Origin of the sequence: Bdellovibrio sp. HCB185ZH, from assembly GCF_047302455.1 — a bacterium.
In the GTDB taxonomy this organism is placed as follows: domain Bacteria; phylum Bdellovibrionota; class Bdellovibrionia; order Bdellovibrionales; family Bdellovibrionaceae; genus Bdellovibrio.
This window is the reverse complement of sequence record NZ_CP178624.1, coordinates 3,754,497-3,772,636: the sequence shown is the minus strand read 5'-3', so window position 1 is coordinate 3,772,636 and position 18,140 is coordinate 3,754,497. Positions and strand designations below refer to the sequence as shown.

The window sequence follows — 18,140 nt, the reverse complement described above, 5'->3', positions numbered from 1 at the left end:
GATAGGTTGCGTATGAAAACACTGATTGCAACTTTGATATTACTAAGCCTGTCTATCAACGCGAACGCAGCCAAGGTTACAAAAGTATCCGGCGGTAAAGCGCTTATCGATCTTGAAGGCGACACGGCACTGGTTGGCGACCAGTATTTCGTTATCGACAGCAGCGGTAAAAAACGCGGCCTCGTCCAAGTTTCAAAAGTTCAAGGTGGTAGAGCGATCGCGACGATCTCCAAAGGGAATGTCACTCCCGGCTCAAGTCTTCAACGCTTCCAAGGCCGCATGAGTGCCGCTCCGAGTGAAGTGAATTCTTCCCGCGGTGGTTCAACGACGGGTGGTGGTAAAAAGGCCTGGGGTTTGATGGCCGGTATGGTGAACAGCTCGATGAATGTGAAGTCTTCAACGGCTTCTATGACGATGAGCGGTTCAAGCTTCAACCTTGTGGGTTACTATCAAACATATCTTGATAAAAACATCAGCGTAAAAGCCTTGGCGGGTTACGAGACTTTGAATGTGACTGGCACGGCTCCATCGGGTTGGTCTGGTGGTACATGTGCAGCAGGTTCAAGCTGTTCGGCTGATATTGGTTATTTGGGTATGAATGTTTTGATCCGCTACTCTTTCGCCAGAACGAAAACAATGGAATTCACAGCCGGTGGCGGTTTGGGTTTCTTGTTCGCGATGCAAAAGTCTTCTAATGTTCTTGATACTGCAAAGATCTCTACGAACCAAACGATCGTAGGTACTTTGGGTATGGACTGGCACTTGGACAAACGCACTTACGTTCCAATCCAATTCGATTATGCAATGTTCCCGGACAACAACACTTCCAGCGCGACACAAATGATCTTGCGCGCGGGTTACGGGTGGAAATTCTAAGAGAATATCAGACCACCACTCAGATTGAATCTGTCGAAAGCCTCCACCACAGAGGCTTTTTTGTTTCTTGTTGCTAGTTTTCGGATTTGGTTCTGATTCCTAGCGGTCACTTGTCTCTAAGTTTGGGATCTCATCACTCCACTCGTCTAAGGTATTTGCGCGTTCAAAACAATCTTTTCCACGCGTTGCTCCCGCCAAACATTTCGCACTCGCCCACTCGCACCTAAACCCACAGCTCCTGGAGCTGCTCCAAACTCAGCCCTCGCAAACGCGTTTTGGAGTAAGGACGCCCCAACGCTTCCCTCTCATTCAATCGAACATAATCCCGCACGATTCGGTAAGCCTTGTAGCCTTTGATGACACGCGAAAACGGCCGATACATCCACACCTTATCCCCTTCATGCTTCCGACTGAAGGTATCGGTCAACACCTGCGCAAACTGCCCCGCCACCACTCGAAAAAAGCTTTGGAGTTGAATTCTTTTGCCGCGGACCAGAAGATGCACATGATCGGTCTGAACAGAAAATTGCTCGATCTTCACCCCGAACTTCCAGGAGTATTTTTTCAACAATGAATTCATAAGAGAAAAGTTACGAGGTTGACGAAGACCCTTTTTAACTGCCGTCTTGTTAACCTTAAAAACGATATGCAAAGGATCTTTACTTGAAAGAGGCCGTGCCCCGCGCCCTTTTGACGACTTACGCAAAATACCGCCGTGACAATGACGGTGTTTCCAATGCACCTTGAATCCAGAAAATGTTTGTTGCTTACTTTGCTTCATCATCACTCCACTCCACGCGTATCGCTTGACCGATACCCCCGACAGAATAAACGAGTGCAAAATGAAGACATGACTGAGTTAAGTCCAAAACGGAAACCATCAATAACAAAACCGAATATCGGATATTCTGAATCAGCCCCACTGACATTGGATCTCACGAGACAGGCCGAACCAAAAAAGTCCTATGAATCATCAATGTCGAGGTGCACGGTCTGTTCGTTCAACCCGCAGTTCTCTAAAGATCCCACCTCGTTCAACCAGCTCCCTGGGGGTATCGGTCATTGCAACTTCCAATCTTCATGACCGATACCCCCAGGGCTGCGCATTGGATTGCGACCTTGGCAGGAAGCACAGAAGGGGATTGATTGATTCAGTGATTGAGTGGGTGATTCAGTGAGTGAGTGTCTACGTTACTGGGAATTCAAAAGAAAAAAGCGCTTTTGATGGCTGGAGTGGTGAAAAAAGGCGGCTCAGCGTGGGCTTTGTAGCAAATACCCGAAGTGTCAGGTCTCTGGACAGCTACTTCACCGCTGGTTCCTTAGGGGCACAGTCTATTCGATCTCAGTTGGACCTCCTCTTGCAATGGCAGAGGCATCTCTTTAGCAATGAGGTTTTCTGTGCTTCGAAAGACACCTAAATTATTACTTCCCATGATCCTTGGGCTTACCAGCCTCCAGGCTCGCGCCATGGATGCGGACCCTTTCATGACCGAAGAGCATTTGCTGAATAAAGCGGTGCAGGTTCATGTCACGACTCGTGGGATGAAGTACTTTGATTCGGAACTCGCAAAAATCCTGGGGAACCTGGGTGTAAATATTGATGAGGGGTACTTCCCTGCCCTGTCGTACACTTTCGAAAAGCCGATCAATCCGGATGACTTTGCTAAAGATAATCCTGAAGAAGTGAAAATGTATAAACAGGTTCGCGAGCTTTTGACGAAATGGCTTGTGGGCTTTTCACTGAATGATCACCGCCCGACGATTGAAATTGGCGAATCGGGGTACGTTGCTAAATTCTCCCGTTTTTCGCTAGTGACTGATCAAAAGTTAATGGAAAAACTGGGTAAACGCGAAGGCGCAATCCTGGCCATTGAACTTGAGATCAAACATCTGACACTGGGAACGAACTCCGTCAAAGTTTGGGATATTAACAACGAATTCTTGGGTAAAGTTGGCGCCGAAGAAGTCAGCCTTTCCGCAGGTGATGCTAAAAACCCACTTAAAATTCGTCTGCCGTTTTACCTGCGCATGAATGCATACGGCGCGTTGGAGTTTGAAGCCCTGGATGTGGAAAATAACTTAGACTCGATCCCGGTAAGTCTGCAGTACAAAAAACTTTTGGTTCCGCAGTTTGCGATCGAGATCAACGGTAAAAAGTTTTTGTTAAACAATAAAGAAATCGACAAGCTTTTCACCGAGCAGGCTCCGGCAATTCTAGAATCTGTGCGTAAGAATTTGGGCGACTTTGCGCGCAACCAATTGCCCGCAATGCTGAATGAAAAGGCCAAAGAGTTCCTCAAAGGTAACTTGGACCAAGTTCAAAACATGGTGCCCCCGGGGAAAGAACCGAATGACACCCGTCCTGATTTCAAATGGGGTTTGCGCCTTCAAAACATCGGCCTGAAAGAGTCCTTAAATATTGAATTGGGAGCTTACGCGGAAGACCCTGTGAATCCCCGCAGTTTGCCTCGTCCTGAGGACAAATCTCGTGGTCTTGTCACTTGGGGACTGATCCCACAAACAAAGTATGACATCGGTTTGAGCCTGGATCGTGGTTTGATCAACCGTATTTTGCAGCTTTCCTTTGAACGCCGTAATTTCGAAAAGATCGCCATGTCAGATGGTTCCACTTTGAGAATGATGGCGTCTCCTTTGATTGACTATGTAAAAGCGCCAGTTGCGATGCCAATTAAGGACAGTGAAACTTGGGTTAAATTACGTGTCGCGGTGGAAAACAAGCCAGACTCCATTTTCTTGAAAGAGAAGATCGTTGTTGAGTTCGATATTATTGCAAAATTGCGCCAAATGGCGGATAAGACCGGCATGCAGCTGGTGCTGTATTCTATCGATCCAGACAGTATGGCGATGGATGATAAGTACTTCTCAATTGCTGGTAAGCTTTTGAAAGGAAAAGTTCGCGACGGGATTAAAGATAAACTTCGCGAACAGTGTGCAGGATGGAAATCGAAAGAGGAAGCAATTCCAGGAGCGTTCCCTCTGCCACCGGAAATTTTGGGAATTAAATTAGATATCAATCGCGTACTCATGGACCCGAAAGGTCACTTAGTCATGTATCTGAATTACGCGAATGCAGGAGCGAAGTAATATGAAATCATTTAAACTTGTTATCATCAATGCTCTGACTTTGATTGTTGGCTTGGGTATTATGAGTGGTTCATTTTCCACCAAGTCTGCCAAGGCAGCCAAGTTGGAATCGGTTCCTTCGATTCAAGTGAACAAGCTTGGAAACTACAAAGGGCAATACCTGACAGTTCTTTACGCTGTGGGTTCGCGTCCCTTCATTTCCACGGATGCTTCACAACTGAACATCTCTCAAGTGAAAGAATCCCGCACAGTCTACATCACGGGTGACACTGTGACATTGCCACAGGTTCAAGTTGAAAAAGAAGGCTTCCGTCCTTCTTACAACATCGTGGTCTTCGTGGTTTCTCCACAGCAAAATTATTCTTGGGTAAATGCAGACGGCACATCTCCTCAAGGGATGCCGGCAACCAGCAACCGCCTTTCAAATAAGTTCAATGCTGTGAACAAATCTGACGTGGATAGCTTTGTCGCTTCCAAAGGCGAACAAGCCGTCATGCCGGTCAATCTTTAAATAGAGATCGAATTGGCCGCTTGAATTCCACTCTCAAGGGCACCGTTCAGGGTGCCCGGGAATTTCAAGCTTGTATGCTCTCCTGCAAATTGAAAACGCCCGCCATATTCTGGCTCCCCTGGCGCTCCTCTGAATTTCATGTACTGACCTTTTTTATAAACCGCCATAGAGCCCCCGGCCCAAGGACGCTGCTTCCAATTCACCATCTGATGAGTGATCGGTGATTGCGGCAGATCTTTATAAAATAAATCTAAATCAAACACAGCTTCCTGTTCAGCAGCGGCACCTGCATTGGCTCCGGATTTACCCGCGCGCGAATAAGTCATCAAAGCCTTGGTGCCTTTTTGTTCGCGACTGCTATCCCAGAATTTTTGCGATAAGAAATCACCAGTGAAGTTTCCAAGATTCGCTGCAAGACCATTTTTCTTATTCCAGAAGGCGGAGTTAAAACCCAGGACACCTTTGCTGTGAGTGGCATAGGTCAGATTTGTCAGAGCTTCTTTCTTCGCGTCTGAAAAATGCAGGGAATCGATATTGCTTACTTCACGCAGCTTTGAAAACGGCAGCGTGCAGATGATGTTGCGGGTTTTATACTGCTCACGACCCTTCGGTGTTTGGAAATTCAGAGTGAAAACACCCTCTTTTTCAGAAATCTCTACCAGGGCATGATTCATTTTCAAGGTGTAGTCAGGAATGACTCCGGAGACTCTGGAAGCCAGTGTCTGCATCAGATTTGTAAGCCCGCCCTCCAGGCGGAACGTGTTTCTGCCCGCCAAGAGACTGCTGCCCTCGGAATCAAGCGTGCTTAAAAAATGCAGCGAAGATTGTTCGGAGGCATCCACGCCAAAACGAGAAACCGCCTGGCTTTCAATCAAATCTAAAATCAGGGGATCAACTTCTCCCTTCCAAGAGTTCAAAAGATCTTGCAAGGAAAGTGTGTCGTAATAAGTCGAGCGATCATAAACCAAAGAGTTGCGATAGGTAAGAATCGCCTCTTGATCTCGGAAAAGATCCGCGCGCACACGGCGCAAAGGTGTCGCCAATGTTTTGAATTTTGGCAGAAGATCTTGCACGCGATAGTTTTTGCCGTCAAAGCGGAAATAGTGAGCTTCAAAGCCTTTGCGCGCTTTTAATTCAACGGGATTCAGACTGAATTCTTTCGCGAGAGCAAAAACAGTTCGGTGGGATTCTTCAAAAAATTCTGCTCCCAACTCTGCCACGGGCTCTTCTCCCGAGAACAAAGAGACCGTTTGCACCCGTCCTCCGATACGCGAGGACGCTTCGAATAGACGAAAAGGAATTTTATTCTTTTTTAGAGTATGAGCCGCCGCCAATCCCGCAGCGCCCGCGCCAAGAATGACGACTTCGCCGTCAAGATTTCGTTTGTCACCCGTAAAGAGTCGATCCAGACCTGCGCAGCCCCCCAAAGCAAGAGAGGTTGAACTCAGTGCAGAAATTTTTAAAAACTCGCGACGACTTAAAGAACTTTTTGCCATCAATCCCTCACCTGCATAGAATGGCAACACTTTGGAACAGAAGCAAATCAATCTCTCAGCATTAAGACAATCCTTCGAGAAATTGGCGGAAAATAACTGGGCCCTCTCAGCAGAGGTCTTTGCTCCTGATTTTTGCGCCAAACTCGCCCAAGAGTGTCAAAAACTCTACTCTGAAGGCGAACTCAAAAAGGCCTCCATAGGTTCCTCTGGGAACAAGCTCACGGCTGCTGAAATTCGCGGCGATTTCACCCTGTGGTTGGATGAGGGGAACTCCCCCTTGCAACAAGAATTCCTGCAATGCCTTGAAGTGATCCGCGAGGAGTTGAATCAGTTTTTCTTTATGGGTTTAAAACGTGTGGAAAGTCATTTTGCTTTTTACCCACCTGAAGCGGGATACGATAAACATATCGACAATCCCCGCGGCGCCAGTCATCGTAAAATTACTTTCGTGCTTTATCTCAATGAGTCCTGGCAAAAAGACCACGGCGGAGAATTGAGCCTGTATAATCCAGAGAATCCCGATGAGTTGTTGGCAACCGTTCAACCTCACCTGGGACAACTGATATTTTTTCGAAGCGACCTTTTCCCCCATCAAGTGGAAAAGAGCTTCAATCCCCGCCTGAGTTTAACTGGGTGGTTTAGGGACGATGCATTATGAGATCTTTGTTTTCGGAAGTAGTCTTCACTCGCCTTCACGCCCGTTTTGTTATTCTGGGCTGTTCCTTATTGGCGGCACTATTTGGGATTTTGGGACCGTTTTTCCAAAAAGAATTCATTGATCAACTGACACACACTCCTTCAAAGCTTCACCTGTTTCAAGTGAGCTCCCCTTTGTGGTTTATTTTGGGAGCGTTCCTTTGCGTGCTTTCTTCGCAAGCCTTCAGTCAGTTGACGAATTACTTGAGCTCTAAAGAAGCCTTGTTCATGCAAAGAGTTTTTGCTGAACGCCTCTATTCGAAAACTTTGAATCTGCGGGTCGATACCATGAGCCACAGGCCCGTGGGTGAGATCGTGTCCTTGTACGCGACCGACGTTCAAGGTGCGACCGTGTTTTTGGATCAAACTTTACCAGCCGGTGCTTCCACGTTATTTCCGTTGCTCCTGTCACCCTTTGCAATTTCAGTACTCTTTGACATTCCGCTGTGGCCGACGATCTGGGTGATGATTGGGATCACCTGTTTAAATTCTTTCATGGCCTTTCGCCAGTCCCGTTTCTTTTTCCGCTTTAAGCAACTCGCGGCCGAACGCATCGGCTTGGTGAATGAGTGGATTCAAAACATCCGCACCATCCGCATCCTGGGATGGATTCGTCATTTTGAAGATGGCATCTTTGCAAAACGTGAAGTGGAAACTCGCAACCGCGTGATGATGGTGACAAACGGTCAGATCATGAATGCAATTTCCTCGTCCGTGACTTTCATTTTGAATGTTGTGACCTTGGGCTCCTTGGTTCTTTACACCAAGCAGACTTTGACGAGTGGTGAGCTTTTGGCGCTGTTGTGGATCGTCGCCATCTTTTTGACTCGCCCGTTCCGTCAGATGCCTTGGTTTTTTACTTTTGCATTTGACTCCTGGACTTCTCTAAAGCGCCTGGAAGAATTTTTCTCGACGAAAAACAATCAGACCGATGGCAAGGATGTCGAAACGGCAGAGCAAGCGGCCTTGGATGAAAAGTATGCTTTGCAAGTGCGGGGTTTGAATCTTCGCATCGGCAGTCGTCATATTCTAAAAAACATGAACTTCGATATCAAAGAGGGCGAGTTTGTTGCAGTCGTGGGTGAAGTCGGATCTGGCAAGTCCATGCTGCTTTTGTCTTTGCTTCGTGAAACCGGGGCCTTATTTCAAAGCTACCGTATCGGAGCCATGGACGCTCTGAAAGAGAAAAACAATTCCGTGCGCAGTAACTTTGCATACGTTCCGCAGGAAGGCTTTATCATGAGCGCCACTTTGCGCGAAAACGTGGCTTTCCTATATGACATCGATCCTGAACGCGATTCCTTGGTTGAAGAGTCGCTAAAGCTTGCGCAGTTTGAATTAAACACCGAGCGCGTGGAAAAAGGCCTTGGAACGGAAATCGGCGAACGCGGCGTGAACCTTTCCGGGGGGCAACGTCAGCGCGTAAGCTTAGCCCGCGTTCACTATCACGATGCACCGATTTTACTTTTGGATGACTGCTTAAGCGCTGTTGACGTGGATACGGAACAAAAGCTTTTCGATACACTTTTAATCGGCGCTTGGGAAAACCGCACACGCATCCTGGTCACTCACCGCCTGTCAGCCTTGAACCGCGTGGATCGAATCTTGTTCTTGGAAGAAGGCCGTATCATTGATCAGGGAACTTTCGAGGAGCTCCTAGCTCACAACGAAAAATTCCGCGAGTACACAACATCGGTTGCTAAAGAAGCTACTGCTCAAAAAGAGGACGAGGTGACTCGTGGCTAATCGCAACCAACGCCATCAAGTGGTTAAACCTAAATACCTGTCTGACGGAGAAGTTCGCAAAGAAGGTGGTTATAATAAAACCATTTATGAAACTTTGCTTTTCGCTTACAAGCCGTTCCTGGTTCGCATCAGTGCTTGTGTCGCTTTAGGAATTATTGGTCGCGGTCTATTGCTAGCAAATACCAATGTGATCGGATATTGGGTGGATAGCCTGGTTGGCAAACACTCTCCGCTGGAAACACATTCCTCGATGCAAATTATCACCCTGCTTTTTGTGATGGCGGTCTGTGGTTTCTGCATGACTTTGGTGTTCCGCGTGGGCTTTTCACGGCTGTCGGCGCAAGCGATTTCCAGTTTTTATGACGAAGTGACATTGCGCACGTCCCGTCTGCCGATGGGATTTTTTGATAACACACCTGCGGGCCGTATCATCACGCGCTTTTCCAGCGACTACGGGAACGTCTTCCGTCTTTTTGGTGGCCCCTTGGCGGAGTTTTTAAGTATCATCTTTGATTTGATCATGATGACGATCTTGATCACGATCGCAAATCCGATTTTCTTAATCCTGGTCGCGTTCATCGCCGTTTTGAATTTCTTTGTGTATAAGCTTAATCAGGAAAAACTGCGCAAGGCCCGTCGAGAATTGTCTGCGAGCCGCTCTCCAAGTATTGCGCACTTTGCAGAAACGACCCAAGGGGCAAGCACTATCCGTTCGTTCCGTCGCCAGGAATCCTTTACGGAAAGATTTGAAAGCTTGGATCGCTATTTCCTAAGCCAAAAACTTTTCACCACAAAACAACTGATCAGCTTTTCGTTCCAAATGAACAGCATGACGGCGGTGTTGTTATTGATCACCGGTGTAGCCTCCTATTTCATGATTGAAAAAGGCTGGGCAAGTGTGGGTTCCGTCGGCGTCGCTTTCACGTTTATCTCGCTTTCGGGAAATACTGTGCAAATGTTCTTTGAGTGGTTGACGCAATTTGAAGAGGCCATGATTGGTGTCGAGCGTCTGGATCAATACATGCGCATGGATATCGAAAAAGGCAATCATCTGCCAGCGAGTGCGAAATTCGCGACAGGTCACCCCGTTTATGCTGCCGAAACTGAAAAATACTTAAGCCATCGCCGTTTAACCGAGGCTCGCAGTGCTTCGGTTGAAGTCAAAAATCTTTCCTTCCGTTACCGCGAAGATCTGCCGTGGGTGCTTAAGAATTTGAATTTTGAAGTCAAAGCGGGTGAACGTTTAGGGATCGTGGGTCGCACGGGTTCTGGAAAATCCAGTTTGATCCAAGCCCTTTTCCATTTGTATCCGATCGACCAGGGCCAGATCACCATCAACCACCATGCTCCCAAGATCAACGAAACAGATCAGGGGATGGATCTGAATTTGTACCGTCAATCCATGGCGTTTATTTCCCAGGAACCGATTTTGTTCCAAGGAACATTGCGCTTTAACTTGGATATCGAAGGCAACCACAAGGACGAAGCCCTGTTTGAAGTCCTGCAAAAAGTCGGTTTATTGGAATGGGTCCAGGGTCAGGTCCAGGGCCTTGAAATGAGAATCGAAGAGCGGGGTAAAAATTTATCTCTGGGTGAACGCCAGCTTTTATGTATGGCCCGCTGTCTTTTGCAGCAATCCCCGATTGTGATTATGGATGAGGCCACCAGCTCTGTAGATCCGCAGTCTGAAGAGATCCTGGTCCGCGCCACTGAGGAGTTTTTTGCTGACCGTACACAGATCATCATCGCACACCGTTTATCGACCCTCGCAAAGTGTGATAGGATTTTATGGTTACAGAATGGGGAGATTGTCGAGATGGGACCGACAGCAGAGATTTTGCCTCGGTTTAAAAAAACAGAATTGGTTTAAATAATTCTGCTCCCCCCTCAATTTAAAGTTTGCCGCGTCCGATGAAAAGAGGTACTCCTCGAGACACGACATAAACTCTCTGAACGACGATGAGGTGGGCATGGATAACAACCAATCCCTCGACGAAACACTAGACGAAAACTCCGTGATCAGTCTGACGGATCAGTGGTCTTCATTGACCCCTGATGAGCGTCGTGAAAAGTTCAAAGAGCTGCCCCGCACTGATGCCGAGGAGCTTTTCCTTAATCTACCGACCCATGACCAGGCCGAACTTATTTCAGAAGCGTCTCACCTTGAGAAGCGCTCTTGGGTGCGCCTGCTTGCACCCGATGACGTGGCCGATTTGATTCAGGAAATGGGTCCCGATCACAAAGACGACTTGTTGTCCTTGCTAGATCCACAAACAAAACGTGAAGTGATTGCCCTGCTTGCTTATGCCGAAGACGCTGCCGGGGGCTTGATGAGCACCCGTTTCGTACGTCTGCGTGCAGAGATGACTGTGGATGAAGCGATCAGTTACCTTCGCATTCAAGCAAAGACGCACGTTGAGTCGATTTATTATGCCTACGTTTTGGATTCGGAACAGCATCTGGCAGGAGTGATCTCTTTCCGTGAGATTTTCTCTGCAGCGGCTGGCACCAAGATTTCTGAAATCATGCAAACCGAAGTTCTAAAGGTTCCACCTGACATGGACCAAGAGGAAATCGGTCGTATCTTTTCTCAACATGATCTGATGGCCCTCCCCGTTGTTGATGAACACAACGTGATGAAGGGTATCGTTACGTTCGACGACGTGGCGACAGCAGTCCAGGAAGAAACCACAGAAGACATCCACAAACTGGGTGGTGTGGAATCCTTGGATGCTCCCTACATGAAAATTTCCATGTTCGACATGATTAAAAAACGTGCGGGCTGGTTGTTGGTTCTTTTCTTAGGAGAGATGTTCACTGCAACTGCGATGGGTTATTTCCAAACCGAGATCGAGCGCGCAGTGGTCCTGGCTCTTTTCATTCCATTGATTATCAGTTCAGGCGGTAACTCCGGTTCTCAGGCATCGACTTTGATTATCCGTGCGATGGCCCTGGGTGAGGTTCGTATCCGTGACTGGTGGCGTGTTCTGGGCCGTGAGCTGATGGCAGGGCTGGCACTGGGTGTGACCCTAGGTTTGGTCGGCCTTTGCCGTATCCTGATCTGGCCTACACGTGAAGCTTTGTATGGTCCTCACTATGTGCTGGTGGCTGTTACTGTGATGTTAAGCTTAATCGGTATCGTTCTTTGGGGAACGATTTCGGGATCGATGCTTCCGTTCTTGCTTAAAAAGATCGGCTTTGACCCGGCTTCCGCATCAGCTCCAGCGGTTGCAACCTTGGTGGATGTCACGGGTTTGATTATTTATTTCTCGGTGGCTTCGGTCGTGTTGCACGGAGTTCTGCTCTAGTTCGAATCTTTCAAAATTTGCTATTAAAAAGAAAAGGCGTCTTGTTTTCAAGACGCCTTTTTAATTTTTAAATTTAAGGTATCGACTATTCTTTATCAGAGTCTTTATCTGCACCCGCTTCAGAATTAGTTTGTGTTTGCGTTGCAGTTTGAGATCTTGCTTTCATCTCAGCTTCTTCTTTTTTATCATGAAGACGCTGCAATTTTTCAGCAGAAGTATCACTTGATTTCGCGACATCTTCCGCTGCAGAGATCACGTTACCACCCTGACTTGTCAGCATCAAAGTGCCATCGCCAGTTACTTCTTTGATCACGTTGATATTAAGAACAGGAGCTTCGACAACCTCACCGGCACTGTCAGCACCCATTGTGCCCAGGCGGTTTTGACCTTTTAGAACGACGCTGTTCGCTGCGATATCAAGTGCACCCGCTGCCACCATGTTCACTAGGTTCACATTGTTCAAGATAAGTTTGTCTGCTTTGATCGCCGCACTGATTGTTTTTAGTCCTACGTTACCGCAAATAAAAACAACCTTCGCAGTTAGTTTCACGGAAGTTGCGTCTTTTACATCTGCCAAAGCTTTCGCTTCTAAACCGTTTGTATACGTTTTATCGATATCATCTTCTACGCAACCGACATTTAAATAAGTAGATTCTTTTGCAGCTTGATCAACATCGCCATCCACCTGAACTTGACCAAGTTCCGGTTGTTTCGTTGCAACTTCAGCCACTTTACCATCAAGAGCTTTACCGCCCATCAAGTTAATAGATATTCCCGTTTTAAGAGTTTTCCCGTCTTCAGCAACCAGGGCACCCATAATATTGATTTTACCTGGTTGACCACCCGGTAGAACTTTCGAAGAGACCTCGCCCGTAGGAGCGCCATCGTTGTTCGCATGAAGAGCTACTTTGCTAGCTTTATCGTCTTTCACGGCACAAGCCGCAAGACTCATCAAAACAGCAGTTGCCAAAAGTTTAGAAATCTTCATAAGTGGCCTCCTTAAAAAGGCGATAAAATACTTCCACCCCTTATTCAGCAAGATCCACTCCAGGCGGTTCAGCGACTCAGCTGGAACTGTTTTGATTTGAGAAAAAAGAACGCCCCTCAAACGTCACCCGGTGACATTTCTGGGCGCCCACTTTAGAAAGACCTACAAGGAAGGCGTACGACCACCATCAATCGGTAAATTGATACCATTAATATAAGAGGCTGCTGGGCTGACTAAAAAGGCAATGCCTTCAGCTGCTTCCAACGGGTCACCGATACGGCCGGCAGGAATCGTCTTAATCCATTGCTCTTCGATTTCATCAACCGAATTTCCAGATTTCTGAGCCGCGGCTCCCATCAAGGATTCAATGCGCCCCGTGCGAATGTATCCCGGCAACATATTGTTGACCGTGATACCGTAAGGTCCCAACTCCCCCGCCAAAGTTTTTGACCAATTGGCCATGGCACCTCTGACAGTGTTAGAAACACCCAAGCCTGGGATCGGATTTTTAACTGAAGTAGAAATGATGTTCACGATTCTTCCATATTGAGCCTTGCGCATGCTCGGCACTACCGTTTGCACCATCAGATGAGCCGCTTGTAAATGAGCTTTAAACGGGGTTTCAAATTCTTCGATGGAGGCTTCAAGTAACGGACCACCTTTGGGACCGCCAGAGTTATTAATTAGAATCTGCACATTTTCTTTGGCGATATCTGGAAGAATCTTTTTAAGGGCATCGGTGTCGGCAAGATCCAGGACAAAATATTTGTGCCCGGGACCGCCTTTCAGCGTCTGCATCAGGTTCTTCAATTTTTCCTCGTTACGAGCGACGGCGATGATTCGAGCTCCACGCTCTGCCAGAAGTTTGGCAGTGGCTTCGCCAATTCCTTGTGAAGCTCCGCACACTAGCGCTGTTTTACCCTGAAGATCCCATGAACTCATAATGCCTCCGCAACGAAGACATTTCATCAAGGATTCAACCCATCGGCAAAACAAAAAAAAAGGAGCGCTTGTGCAAGCGCTCCTTCTGGTGGTTACTCATTTATTTTACAGGGACTATGATTTCACAAGATTAGCAGTCCATTGTTGGATCATTGCCAAAGTTCCCTGTTTCGCATTGGCGAATTGGACACCGTAGGCTTGGTTAGCTTCGCTCCACACGACTTGACCCTGCACCTCGATGACCTCGTGTCCATCTGGGCTTTGGATGCGCATCGTGATAATGCCACCTTTTTCCAGTGCTTGATCGGTGTTGAATGACAGACCGCCTTGAGAGATGGAGTTCATTGAACCGATCAACTCGCGATCGCCGACCATCACTTTGATCGATGATTGCATTTTGAAGCGTTCGTGACGGCGTTTGTTTCTTGGATCGTTAGCCATCGCACGTTGACGAAGGACGAACCATACCGCCATCGGAATCATCATCAAACCAAAGACCACGCCCGCAGTTGGATTTGCACCGCCAGCACCTGGTCCACCATTAATAGCTGTCGTCACAAGACCACAACCTGTCGCGCCGCCGGCACCATCCGCAGCTGAAGCTGGATAACGACTTGAAGAGTACACATAGCTTGGTTGAGAAGCTGTTTCCCCGTGGCTTGCTTGCACGGCAGTCATCAGCTTCGCAGAATCAATACGACCACTTGTTGAAACGAAGTTTGCAAGACCTGCAATCACGTCAACATTGGCGAAAAGCTTTTGTTTGATTTGGTAACCCGTTAATTGCGGTTCTTCGCGAAGCGCCAACGCTGCCACACCGGCTACGAAGGGAGATGCCATCGAAGTACCAGACATATAGTTATAACCGCCCCCTGGAACTGTACTTAGGATACTTTCACCAGGGCTTGCGATATGAACTGTGTTTTTACCGTAGTTCGAAAACGATGAGCGATTGTCAGAGGAACCCACAGACGCCACCGAAATCACACTCGGAAGATCGTAGTTCGCTGGATACATCGGCAAGCTGTCGTTGTTACTGTTATAGTTACCTGCCGCATTGACGATTAAGATACCGTTGTTATAAGCCGCCGTCAGAGAATCCAACAATGCTTTAGAGAAGTTTGATCCCCCCCAAGAGTTGTTAATCACCTGTGCGCCGTTATTAACTGCATAGTCGATCGCTTTGATCGCTGTTGCGGTAGTTCCCGTCCCGTCAGCACCCAATGACTTCACTGGCATGATCACGATTTTGGATTCAGGCAAAGGTCGTTGGAAGATATTTAGACCGGCACCCACAACGATACCAGATACGTGAGTACCGTGGTTGTTGTCGTCATTTACGTTGGGAGAGTTAGAAACAAAGTTCCAACCATTGATGTCGTCGACAAAACCATTGCCATCGTCATCATAACCAGGGGTTCCGTTCGCTTCAGCGGAATTCACCCACAAAGCTCCTGAACCACCCGTACCGTCTGCTTTATAAGCTTTGAACACTGGATGCGTGCGATCAAGACCGGAGTCAACAACCGCAACGACAACTTTATTACTATTAGTCGTTAAAGACGTCGAAAGATTCCAGGCACTGGTCACAGCCGTGTTGTTCACGACCGTATTTGAAAACTGAGAATAAGAAGCTGAATTTGTGGAAACCCAATTGTTAGTTACCAAAGTTTGCAAAGCATAACCTTGGGAAGCGTATTCAGAATAAGAACTCTGACCTGCAGACCATATATAGTTAGGTTCAACGTATTCAATATCTGGATCTTGCTTAAGATCTTCAACCTCTTGAGAAGCCGTCGACAAAGAACGAACTGAAACGTGATACATACCTAAACGGCTGTAAGCACCTTTCATAGTGACTCTTTGCGCAAGTCTTGAACGAACGCCTTGTTGGTTTACACCCGTTGAACTGTTACGCACTTTCACGATGTATTCGCCCGGAACAACAGTCGACATCTGTGCGAATGCTGCTCCACTGAATGCTACGAACGAGGCAATGAAACCTAATATAATGAGTTTCACGGTTTCTCCTTAAGAAATTGACCCTTATCTATTCGGTAAATGGTCTAGGAAAGATGAGCAGAAATGCGCATTATTTAGAGCCCCATTTTGAGACAAGCGTAAGATCTTGAAGCAACTGGCCTTCCCTGATATTAATTTTTTACCGATACAAAGAGAGACAGAAGGACCATCCAGCTATGAAACAGCTTCAGAAAATTTTCTTGCAAGGGCTCGTAACTTTCCTGCCCATCGCACTTACGATTTACATCATCTATGCTGGTGTCTCTATTGTGGATAGCATCCTGGGAGATGCTCTTCGCCAGGTTATGCCGGTTTACATTCCGGGCTTGGGTTTCTTGCTGACGATCGTGTTGATCTTCTTCTTGGGCTTCCTATTGAACAACCTTTTAGCAGCCGGTCTTTTCCATAAGCTAGAACAAAAGATGACTCAGGTTCCGTTGTTCAAAGCAGTTTACAGTCCCCTGCGCGATTTGATGAATATGTTCTCGAAAAGCGGAGGTCCCGGTGGCGCCATGCAAACCGTGGTTTTGGTGGATATCGCTGAATCAGGAATCCGCGCCATGGGCCTTGTCACTCGCGAACACTTTTCTGACATCCCAGCCATTCAAGCTCAAGCCAATGATCATGTGTCGGTGTATATTCCGATGAGTTACGGTTTGGGTGGTTTTACTTTGCTAGTTCCTCGCAATCGTATCACTCCTATCGATATCCCAATTGAAAGAGCGATGAGCCTGGCCATTACGGGTTGGGTGAAAGCAGATAAGCACGAGGGAGATAAATAATGAGCGATGCGTCTTGTGCAACCACCGTCAGCAAAGCTCTTAAAATCAATAATGATCTCACTCGCTATGGAGCGTTTGCAGAAATCGGTGCAGGTCAAGAAGTAGCCCGCCACTTTTTCCAGGCAGGCATGGCTTCGCAAACGATTGCAAAAACTATCTCTGCTTACGACATGATCGTCAGCGACGAAATCTATGGCCGTGAAGCCCATGGTCGTTATGTTTGTGAATCTCGTTTGGAAAAAATGCTGGATCACGAATACAAGCTTTTGATTGAACGGCTCAGTGGCCCTCGGGGTGGCAAAACTTGCTTCTTCTCTTTCGCATCAACCGTGGCGACGGCTTCTGTGGGTTCTAACAAACAATCCCATGGTTGGATTGGCGTCCGCTTTCAAGCGACTCCCGGTGGTCCTGCGAATGAGATCATCCTGCATGTGCGCATGCTGGATCGTCACCGCCTGCAACAACAAGAGTCTTTGGGTGTCTTGGGTGTGAATCTGATATTCAGTGCTTTCTATGACCTGGCTGACACGGAGAACTTCATTCCGCAATTGGTGGAAAATCTTAAAGAAGGCCAAGTCGTGATCGACGTGATCAAATTTAACGGCCCCGCCGTTGCCCACTTTGATAATCGTTTGATGAATTTGGAATTAGTTCATCGTGGTTTGGCTGAAGCCATCATGTTCTCTCCTAAAAATGAGATCCTGAATGTTTCTGACGCGGTTTACGGCAAATCCCTGCTTATTCAACGGGGCACTTTCCGCCCGGTCACGACAACTCATATTGATGTGATCCAAAAAGGCATGGTGCAAATGCGTGCTGATGTCAAAGCCATGGAAGGAAAGGATCTAGAAATCCTGCCCGTCATGGAAATGACGATGCACAACCTACTGACGGATGGCGATGTTAACGAAACCGATTTCTTGCAACGAGTGGAAACTCTGACCAGTCTTGGTTTCTATGTGATGATTTCTAATTTCCGTTTGTTCTATACACTGAAAAGATTTATCCGCCGCTACAACCAAAATATGCTGGCTTTGATTATCGGCGCGAGCCATCTGGAAAAACTTTTCCAGGAGTCTCACTATCAAAATCTGGAAGGTGGGTTGCTAGAAGGTTTAGGTAAACTGATGGAGCAAAAGACCAAAGTTTATGTTTACCCTCACAAGACGTCCCAGCTTTGCATGACGACGAAAAGTTTTTTCCCACCCAACAACCTACGCCACATCTACACTTACTTCGTGGAAAGCAAGCAGATTGTGGACGTATCCGGTTGTGATGAGACAGCAGATTACCTGCATTCAGGCGACGTCATGAAAATGATCGAAGCCAAGGATCCCCGCTGGGAGCAGTTCGTTCCGGAAAAAGTGGTTGCCGCGATTAAATCGCAAAAACTCTTCGGTTATAAGTAGTTCTCTGGATATCTCCGAATTATCGGAAGAAGAACACCTGGATTTATTGTTCGTGAGAGTGATTTTATTTCAGGTGTTTTTTATTTGGCGCGAAGTTTACAGTGCGCCTAAAGAGAAGTGTCTTAGTGCTTGTTGCACTTTCAGTAGCTAGTGCAGATTTGCAAGGCAAGATAGCAATACAGAGTTTTCTTTATCGTTCAGATTCAAAGTCATTTTAGCTTTGATCATTTCTAATAGCTTAGTCATTAATTAGCGCTCC

At 47.2% G+C, this 18,140-nt stretch carries 14 protein-coding genes; 9 read left to right on the top strand and 5 right to left on the bottom strand.

The window, feature by feature from the left end; translation table 11 throughout:
• Window positions 1-12: 12 nt before the first annotated feature.
• The gene (locus ACLSU7_RS18340) at window positions 13-876 is read left to right on the top strand and encodes a hypothetical protein (protein ID WP_413293345.1); all 864 of its coding nucleotides are present in this window, start codon (window positions 13-15) and stop codon (window positions 874-876) included.
• 223 nt (window positions 877-1,099) lie between these two features.
• On the opposite strand, the gene ACLSU7_RS18335 is transcribed toward ACLSU7_RS18340, so the two are convergent.
• Window positions 1,100-1,660, bottom strand: a complete 561-nt coding sequence (locus tag ACLSU7_RS18335) for a transposase (RefSeq protein ID WP_413293344.1) — start codon at window positions 1,658-1,660, stop codon at window positions 1,100-1,102.
• A 614-nt stretch (window positions 1,661-2,274) separates the two neighbouring features.
• On the opposite strand from ACLSU7_RS18335, the gene ACLSU7_RS18330 reads away from it, so the two are divergent.
• Window positions 2,275-3,981 carry a hypothetical protein gene (locus ACLSU7_RS18330; protein WP_413293343.1) on the top strand — a complete coding sequence of 569 codons (1,707 nt, stop codon included), beginning with the start codon at window positions 2,275-2,277 and terminating at the stop codon, window positions 3,979-3,981.
• Window position 3,982: 1 nt separating this feature from the next.
• On the top strand, window positions 3,983-4,492 hold the full coding sequence (locus ACLSU7_RS18325; protein ID WP_413293342.1) for a hypothetical protein: 510 nt from the start codon (window positions 3,983-3,985) through the stop codon (window positions 4,490-4,492).
• Here ACLSU7_RS18325 and ACLSU7_RS18320 read toward each other — a convergent pair.
• Window positions 4,489-5,988 (bottom strand): flavin monoamine oxidase family protein, encoded by a 1,500-nt coding sequence (locus tag ACLSU7_RS18320; RefSeq protein ID WP_413293341.1) that lies wholly within the window; start codon window positions 5,986-5,988, stop codon window positions 4,489-4,491. The two genes, ACLSU7_RS18325 and ACLSU7_RS18320, sit on opposite strands and share 4 nt — an antisense overlap.
• 31 nt (window positions 5,989-6,019) lie before the next feature.
• Here ACLSU7_RS18320 and ACLSU7_RS18315 point away from each other — a divergent pair, with 31 nt between their 5' ends.
• The 4 genes from ACLSU7_RS18315 to mgtE all read left to right on the top strand — a co-directional run bounded on the left by ACLSU7_RS18315 (window position 6,020) and on the right by mgtE (window position 11,738).
• The gene (locus ACLSU7_RS18315) at window positions 6,020-6,646 is read left to right on the top strand and encodes a 2OG-Fe(II) oxygenase (protein WP_413293340.1); all 627 of its coding nucleotides are present in this window, start codon (window positions 6,020-6,022) and stop codon (window positions 6,644-6,646) included.
• A complete protein-coding gene (locus ACLSU7_RS18310) occupies window positions 6,643-8,430 on the top strand; it encodes an ABC transporter ATP-binding protein (RefSeq protein WP_413293339.1) in 1,788 nt (595 codons plus the stop codon). Before ACLSU7_RS18315 ends, ACLSU7_RS18310 begins: the two co-directional genes overlap by 4 nt.
• Window positions 8,423-10,300, top strand: a complete 1,878-nt coding sequence (locus ACLSU7_RS18305; RefSeq protein ID WP_413293338.1) for an ABC transporter ATP-binding protein — start codon at window positions 8,423-8,425, stop codon at window positions 10,298-10,300. The genes ACLSU7_RS18310 and ACLSU7_RS18305 overlap by 8 nt, the downstream gene beginning before the upstream one ends.
• 100 nt (window positions 10,301-10,400) lie before the next feature.
• Entirely contained in the window at window positions 10,401-11,738 is a 1,338-nt protein-coding gene (gene mgtE / locus ACLSU7_RS18300; protein ID WP_413293337.1) for a magnesium transporter, read from the top strand.
• Between the two features lie 85 nt (window positions 11,739-11,823).
• On the opposite strand, the gene ACLSU7_RS18295 is transcribed toward mgtE, so the two are convergent.
• The 3 genes from ACLSU7_RS18295 to ACLSU7_RS18285 all read right to left on the bottom strand — a co-directional run bounded on the left by ACLSU7_RS18295 (window position 11,824) and on the right by ACLSU7_RS18285 (window position 15,690).
• Window positions 11,824-12,726 carry a hypothetical protein gene (locus ACLSU7_RS18295; RefSeq protein WP_413293336.1) on the bottom strand — a complete coding sequence of 301 codons (903 nt, stop codon included), beginning with the start codon at window positions 12,724-12,726 and terminating at the stop codon, window positions 11,824-11,826.
• A 162-nt stretch (window positions 12,727-12,888) separates the two neighbouring features.
• A complete protein-coding gene (locus tag ACLSU7_RS18290; protein WP_413293335.1) occupies window positions 12,889-13,668 on the bottom strand; it encodes an SDR family oxidoreductase in 780 nt (259 codons plus the stop codon).
• A 114-nt stretch (window positions 13,669-13,782) separates the two neighbouring features.
• On the bottom strand, window positions 13,783-15,690 hold the full coding sequence (locus tag ACLSU7_RS18285) for a S8 family serine peptidase (RefSeq protein ID WP_413293334.1): 1,908 nt from the start codon (window positions 15,688-15,690) through the stop codon (window positions 13,783-13,785).
• A 176-nt stretch (window positions 15,691-15,866) separates the two neighbouring features.
• On the opposite strand from ACLSU7_RS18285, the gene ACLSU7_RS18280 reads away from it, so the two are divergent.
• Both ACLSU7_RS18280 and ACLSU7_RS18275 read left to right on the top strand, forming a co-directional pair.
• The gene (locus ACLSU7_RS18280) at window positions 15,867-16,472 is read left to right on the top strand and encodes a DUF502 domain-containing protein (protein ID WP_413293333.1); all 606 of its coding nucleotides are present in this window, start codon (window positions 15,867-15,869) and stop codon (window positions 16,470-16,472) included.
• A complete protein-coding gene (locus tag ACLSU7_RS18275) occupies window positions 16,472-17,881 on the top strand; it encodes a hypothetical protein (RefSeq protein WP_413293332.1) in 1,410 nt (469 codons plus the stop codon). The genes ACLSU7_RS18280 and ACLSU7_RS18275 overlap by 1 nt, the downstream gene beginning before the upstream one ends.
• Window positions 17,882-18,140: the final 259 nt, after the last annotated feature.

Coding starts and splice junctions, on each gene's coding strand:
- ACLSU7_RS18340 (WP_413293345.1), top strand. CDS start 13: ATGAAAACACTGATTGCAACTTTGATATTACTAAGCCTGTCTATCAAC.
- ACLSU7_RS18335 (WP_413293344.1), bottom strand. CDS start 1,660: ATGATGAAGCAAAGTAAGCAACAAACATTTTCTGGATTCAAGGTGCAT.
- ACLSU7_RS18325 (WP_413293342.1), top strand. CDS start 3,983: ATGAAATCATTTAAACTTGTTATCATCAATGCTCTGACTTTGATTGTT.
- ACLSU7_RS18320 (WP_413293341.1), bottom strand. CDS start 5,988: ATGGCAAAAAGTTCTTTAAGTCGTCGCGAGTTTTTAAAAATTTCTGCA.
- ACLSU7_RS18310 (WP_413293339.1), top strand. CDS start 6,643: ATGAGATCTTTGTTTTCGGAAGTAGTCTTCACTCGCCTTCACGCCCGT.
- mgtE (WP_413293337.1), top strand. CDS start 10,401: ATGGATAACAACCAATCCCTCGACGAAACACTAGACGAAAACTCCGTG.
- ACLSU7_RS18295 (WP_413293336.1), bottom strand. CDS start 12,726: ATGAAGATTTCTAAACTTTTGGCAACTGCTGTTTTGATGAGTCTTGCG.
- ACLSU7_RS18290 (WP_413293335.1), bottom strand. CDS start 13,668: ATGAGTTCATGGGATCTTCAGGGTAAAACAGCGCTAGTGTGCGGAGCT.
- ACLSU7_RS18280 (WP_413293333.1), top strand. CDS start 15,867: ATGAAACAGCTTCAGAAAATTTTCTTGCAAGGGCTCGTAACTTTCCTG.
- ACLSU7_RS18275 (WP_413293332.1), top strand. CDS start 16,472: ATGAGCGATGCGTCTTGTGCAACCACCGTCAGCAAAGCTCTTAAAATC.